At 57.2% G+C, this 5,780-nt stretch carries 5 protein-coding genes; 1 reads left to right on the forward strand and 4 read right to left on the reverse strand.

The genetic code is table 11. The features are described 5' to 3' along the window. Nucleotides 1-74: 74 nt before the first annotated feature. The 3 genes from glyA to BDE01S_RS11325 all read right to left on the reverse strand — a co-directional run bounded on the left by glyA (nt 75) and on the right by BDE01S_RS11325 (nt 2,484). Nucleotides 75-1,325 (reverse strand): serine hydroxymethyltransferase, encoded by a 1,251-nt coding sequence (gene glyA, locus BDE01S_RS07690; protein ID WP_066079705.1) that lies wholly within the window; start codon nt 1,323-1,325, stop codon nt 75-77. A 156-nt stretch (nt 1,326-1,481) separates the two neighbouring features. Beyond that, a complete protein-coding gene (locus BDE01S_RS07695; RefSeq protein ID WP_066079706.1) occupies nt 1,482-2,228 on the reverse strand; it encodes an amino acid ABC transporter permease in 747 nt (248 codons plus the stop codon). Next, a complete protein-coding gene (locus BDE01S_RS11325; RefSeq protein ID WP_147283887.1) occupies nt 2,200-2,484 on the reverse strand; it encodes a hypothetical protein in 285 nt (94 codons plus the stop codon). Before BDE01S_RS11325 ends, BDE01S_RS07695 begins: the two co-directional genes overlap by 29 nt. Before the next feature lie 233 nt (nt 2,485-2,717). Between BDE01S_RS11325 and trhP the strand changes: the two genes are divergently transcribed. Beyond that, nucleotides 2,718-4,073, forward strand: a complete 1,356-nt coding sequence (trhP, locus tag BDE01S_RS07700; RefSeq protein WP_066079711.1) for a prephenate-dependent tRNA uridine(34) hydroxylase TrhP — start codon at nt 2,718-2,720, stop codon at nt 4,071-4,073. A gap of 96 nt (nt 4,074-4,169) precedes the next feature. Here the strand turns inward: trhP and BDE01S_RS07705 are convergent, their stop codons facing one another. Beyond that, nucleotides 4,170-5,642, reverse strand: a complete 1,473-nt coding sequence (locus tag BDE01S_RS07705; RefSeq protein WP_066079714.1) for a protein adenylyltransferase SelO — start codon at nt 5,640-5,642, stop codon at nt 4,170-4,172. Between the last annotated feature and the right edge of the window lie 138 nt (nt 5,643-5,780).

A 5,780-nucleotide genomic window follows, 5' to 3' on the forward strand; every position in this document is an offset into this window, starting at 1 on the left:
CAAGTCCGCCGCTGATACCGGATGAAAAAAGCCGTCTGAAAACAGACGGCTTTGGCATTTTGCGGCGGAATTATTTACGCGCCGTAAACCGGATTTTTTTCACACAAAGCAGTGACCTGCTCGCGCACGCGTGCCAATACGGCTTCGTCTTCCGGTGCTTCCAATACGTCGGCAACCAGATTGGCCAAGGCGCGGGCATCGGCTTCGTTAAAGCCGCGGGTGGTCATGGCGGCGGCGCCGATGCGGATGCCGGAGGTCACGAACGGTTTTTCCGGGTCGTTCGGAATGGCGTTTTTGTTCACGGTGATGTGTGCGTTGCCCAAAGCGGCTTCGGCGGCTTTGCCGGTGATTTTCATCGGTTGCAGGTCAACCAGGAAAACGTGGCTTTCGGTGCGGCCGGATACGATGCGCAGGCCGCGTTTGACCAGCTCTTCGGCCATGGCGGCGGCATTGATTTTCACCTGTTTGGCGTATGCTTTGAATTCGGGCTGCAGGGCTTCTTTGAAGGCAACGGCTTTGGCGGCGATGACGTGCATCAGCGGGCCGCCTTGCAGGCTCGGGAAGATGGCCGAATTCAGGGCTTTTTCGTGGGTGGTGTCGCGGCACAAAATCACGCCGCCGCGCGGGCCGCGCAGGGTTTTGTGGGTGGTGGTGGTTACGAAGTCGGCGAAAGGCACGGGGTTGGGGTATTCGCCGCCGGCAATCAGGCCGGCATAGTGCGCCATATCGACAAACAGGTATGCGCCCACTTTATCGGCGATTTCGCGGAATTTCGCCCAGTCGATTTCCAGAGCGTAGGCAGATGCGCCGGCAACAATCATTTTCGGTTTGTGTTCCAACGCCAAGCGCTCGACTTCGGCGTAATCCAATACTTCGTTTTCGTCCAAACCGTAGGTCACGGCGTTGTAGAGTTTGCCGGAGATGTTGACGGAAGCGCCGTGGGTCAGGTGGCCGCCGTGCGCCAGGCTCATACCCAGAATGGTGTCGCCCGGTTTCAATACGGATGCGTACACGGCTTGGTTGGCCTGCGAGCCGGAGTGGGGCTGCACGTTGGCGTATTCCGCGCCGAAGAGCTGTTTCACGCGGTCGATGGCCAGCTGCTCGGCTACATCGACGTGTTCGCAGCCGCCGTAGTAGCGTTTGGCGGGGTAGCCTTCGGCGTATTTATTGGTCAGTTGCGAGCCTTGGGCTTCCATGACGGCGCAGCTGACGTAGTTTTCAGAGGCAATCAGCTCGACATGGTCTTGCTGGCGTTTGACTTCGGCAGCCATGGCCGCGGCCAATTCGGGATCGTATTTTTCAATGGTAACGCTTTTGGAGAACATCTTGGATTATCCTTAGAAAACGGTGGGTTAAGGGAAGCTGCGCCGCTTTGGCGGCAGAAGGGATATAAAGCGACAATGTATCAAAATTGTCAAAATTGTCAACGATATTCTGTATGGCATAAAGCCGTCTGTTTTCAGACGGCTTTACGGGGCGCATCAGCGCTGCGCGGGGTTGTAGCGTTTTTCCATGCGGGAGAACATCCAGCCCAGAAGGGTGGTCATCAGCAGGTAGATTAACGCGATGGTGTAGAGCGGTTCTTCATATACTGAGTAGCGGCCGGAAATGGTTTTCTGCACATACAGCAGCTCGGCTACGGCGATGGTCGAAAGCAGCGAGCTGTCTTTCAGCAGGGTGATGAATTCGTTAGCCAGCGGCGGCAGCATACGGCGCAGCGCCTGCGGCAGAATCACATAGCGCATGGCCTGAGGATAGGTGAGGCCGAGCGAGCGGGCAGCTTCGATTTGGCCGCGGTCGATGGATTGAATACCCGCGCGGAAAATCTCGGTGATGTAGGCGCCGGCGTTGACGGTCAGCGCCAATACGCCCGCAATCAGCGCACCGTAGTCGCGGCGCAGGTTGACGGCTGCTTCGCCGCTGACAATCAGGCCGTCGGCAGGGTTCACCAGCGCGGTAAACCATACGAAATACCAGATGATAATCTGCACAAACAGCGGCGTACCGCGGAACAGGGTGACGTACATCAGCGACAGGTTACGCAATACCCAAACCACCGCGCGTACCGGCAGGCTGCCTTTTTCAAAGCGCAACAGGCGGGCAAGCGCGCCGAACAGGCCCAATACCGTACCGCCGAGCGTGGCGACGAAGGTCAGCCCCAGCGTTGTCAGTGCGCCGTATAAAAACATCCAGCGGTATTCATAAATGATGTCGAAACGAAAATCCATAAGCCACTCTGTGCAAAGCCAAAAACGCAGTCTGCTGCGTTTGCGTCAAAATCAAACCGTATATTTTACAATAAAAACCGCCGTTTGAACCTGTTTTCTTTAAGAAAGTGTAAAAATTAACCGCCTGCCCGCCGAAGAAGCGCGTAAAGTCGGCAAAGCAGCGGCGGCGGCGCGGGGCGGAAATTGACCCCGGGTTTGAAAAAGCGGATAATTCCGCCGCACCGAAAAGCGGTTTTGCATCATTAATTTGTTTCAAGGCTGCAAAAACGCTTTTCTTGATTGATCAATACAAAAACTCCGTTTTTTGGTTGCACAAAACGCCGTTTTAGCTACGCAAAAACGCCGTTTTAGCTACGCAGGAACTCCGTTTTAGCTACGCAGAAACTTCGTTTTCAGACGGCATTACATTCAGGCCGTCTGAAAATCCCGGACAGGCAGCAGCCTGCGCTTTGCCGCGTCCGCTATCGAAACCCGTCAAGAAAATATCCGATGAAAGCACCCGAACTCTTACTTCCCGCCGGCGGCCTCGAGCGTATGCGCGCCGCCTACGACTTCGGCGCCGATGCCGTTTATGCCGGCAGCCCGCGCTATTCCCTACGCGCCCGCAACAATGAATTTGCCAAGCTCGACGTGCTGGCGCAGGGCATCAAGGAAGCGCACGAGCGCAATAAAAAATTCTTCCTGACCGTTAACACCCTGCCGCACAATTCCAAGCTCAAAACCTTTGTGGCCGACATGGAGCCGCTGATTGCCATGAAGCCCGACGCGCTGATTATGGCCGACCCCGGCCTGATTATGACCGTGCGTGAAAAATGGCCGGATATGCCGATTCACCTTTCCGTGCAGGCCAATACCACCAACTATTGGGGCGTGAAATTCTGGGAAAAAATCGGCGTGGAGCGCATTATCCTGTCGCGCGAATTGAGCATGGAAGAAATCGCCGAAATCCGCCAGGAATGCCCGGATATCGAATTGGAAGTGTTTATCCACGGCGCATTGTGCATCGCCTATTCCGGCCGCTGCCTGCTCTCCGGCTACTTCAACCACCGCGACCCGAACCAGGGCACGTGCACCAACTCCTGCCGCTGGGATTACAAAGTGCACGATGCGGAAACCGACGATATGGGCGATGCCAAGCTGCTGCAAGGTTTCAACTTTGAAAAAGCTCAGGAAGAGGCCAATCAGAATTTTGAAGGCATCAACGGCCAGCAGCGCCACCCCGCCGCCAACAAAGTCTTCCTGATTGAAGAGAGCAACCGCCCGGGCGAGATGATGCCGATTATGGAAGACGAACACGGCACTTATATCATGAACTCCAAAGACCTGCGCGGCATCGAAGTGGTGCACAAGCTGGCCGAAATCGGCGTGGACAGCCTCAAAGTCGAAGGCCGCACCAAATCGCTGTATTACGTTGCCCGCGTCGCCCAGTCTTACCGCAAAGCGATTGACGACGCCGTGGCCGGCCGCCCGTTTGATTACAGCCTGCTCGCCGAGTTGGAAGGCCTGGCCAACCGCGGCTATACCAGCGGCTTTCTGGAGCGCCACCAAACGCAGGATTATCAAAACTACCTCAGCGGCCATTCGCTTGCCAAACAAAGCCAATATGTCGGCCATGTGCTGGAAATCGATGCCGAGGGCTGGGCAACCGTGGAAGTGAAAAACCGCTTTGCCGTGGGCGATACCTTGGAAATCATCCACCCGAGCGGCAACGAAACCGTGAAGCTGGCGCAGATGACCCGCAAAGGCGAAGCGGTGGATGTCGCCCCGGGCAACGGCATTCAGGTGAAAATCCCGAATATGGCGGGCAAGGAAAAAGCGCTGGTGGCACGGATTATGAATCCTTAAGCCTGCTGCGGCATCAAAAAGCCGTCTGAAAATGCGGACAAATTGTCGGTATTTTCAGACGGCTTTTTTATGGCCGTTCGTTAGTACGAAACGATATCAGCTTGAACAACTGATGCAGATACCGGCTGCCCATTCCGGAGCGGGTTCGGCAAAATCGGCGAATTCCGCACGCTCCTGATACGGGTCGGCCAGGCAGCGGCGCAGGCGTTCGATTTCGCGGAAGTCGCCCGTTTTGGCCAGCGCGATGGCTTGTTCGGCCAGGTGGTTGCGTAACACATACATCGGGTTGATGCGGTTCATGCGGCGGGCGCGTTCGGCGGCATCGCTGTTTTCCATACGCAGGCGGCGGCGGTAGCGGCCGAGCCAGAGGCTAAAGGGCTGCGGGCTGCCTTGGGCGAACAATGCGGATAATTCAGACGGCATCGGGTCGTCGTGGGCATTGGACACTTGGCTTAATCGGCGGAAAAATTGCGTGAAATCCACGTTTTGCCCCTGTAGGGCGGCAAACAGGTCGGCCACCAGCTCCGCATCTTCGGCCGCTTCGGTTTGCAGGCCCAATTTCTGGCGCATTTTGTGCAGATAGGCCGTCTGAAAAACCTCGGGGAAGCTGTCGGCAAAGCGGTTTAAATCTTCCTCGGATACCAAGTCTTCAAAACACTGCGCCAAAGCCGCCAGATTCCAATGGGCGATATAGGGCTGCGCTTGGTAGGCGTAGCGGCCTTCGCGGTCGGAATGGTTGCAGACATGGCGGCGGTCGTAGGCATCTAAGAAGCCGAAAGGGCCGTAGTCCAAAGTCAGACCCAACACCGACATATTGTCGGTGTTCAGCACCCCGTGGCAGAAGCCCACGCTCTGCCAGGCGGCGACGGTATCGGCGGTGCGGGCGGCGATTTGCGTCAGCAGCGCCAGATAGGGCTGCCCGGCGGCGGCGCATTCGGGATAATGATGCCGGATTACGAAATCCGCCAGCTGTTTCAGCTCATCGCTGCGGCCTTTGTAAAACAGATATTCAAAATGGCCGAAGCGGATAAAGCTCGGCGCCAGCCGGGTAACAACCGCTGCGGTTTCCACTTCTTCGCGGTACACCTTGTCCGCGCTGCCCGCAAGCGTCAGCGCGCGCGTGGTGGGAATGCCCAGCCCGTGCATCGCCTCGCTGCACAGATATTCGCGTATGCTCGAGCGCAGCACCGCGCGGCCGTCGGCAAAGCGCGAATACGGCGTTTTGCCGGCGCCTTTGAGCTGCACTTCCCAAAGCTGCCCGTGCCGGTCGGCCATATCGCCCAGCAGCAGCGCGCGCCCGTCACCCAAGCGCGGCACATAAACGCCGAACTGATGGCCGCTGTACACCGTTGCCAGCGGCTGCGGGTCGTAATGCGCCGCGCTGCCCGACAGGCAGGCCAGATTGTCTGCATTATCTTGAAAATGCGCGTCAGGCAGGGCAAATTCGGCTAATAAACCGGTATTGACGGCTACCCAATGCGGTGCATTCAGCGGCTCGGGCGAGACACTTGAGTAAAAAGTAGCGGGCAAACCGGCAAAACGCGGCGGCTGCAGGGGCAGGGTGTGCATGGCGTGTCCTTTAAAGGTCATGAAACAGGCAGCGGCCGGCTGCCCGTTCGGCGATGATGGATGGCGATACGATAGCACGGATTGCGCCGGGGTAATAGAGCGGGGCGTTTGGATAAAAGCGGCTTGCCCGTTTTCAGC

Origin of the sequence: Bergeriella denitrificans NBRC 102155, from assembly GCF_001592185.1 — a bacterium.
GTDB classification, from domain to species: Bacteria; Pseudomonadota; Gammaproteobacteria; order Burkholderiales; family Neisseriaceae; genus Neisseria; species Neisseria denitrificans.

Excerpts from the sequence above, each read along its gene's own strand:
- BDE01S_RS07705 (WP_066079714.1), bottom strand. The coding sequence starts at position 5,642 with ATGCACACCCTGCCCCTGCAGCCGCCGCGTTTTGCCGGTTTGCCCGCT.
- glyA (WP_066079705.1), bottom strand. The coding sequence starts at position 1,325 with ATGTTCTCCAAAAGCGTTACCATTGAAAAATACGATCCCGAATTGGCC.
- trhP (WP_066079711.1), top strand. The coding sequence starts at position 2,718 with ATGAAAGCACCCGAACTCTTACTTCCCGCCGGCGGCCTCGAGCGTATG.
- BDE01S_RS07695 (WP_066079706.1), bottom strand. The coding sequence starts at position 2,228 with ATGGATTTTCGTTTCGACATCATTTATGAATACCGCTGGATGTTTTTA.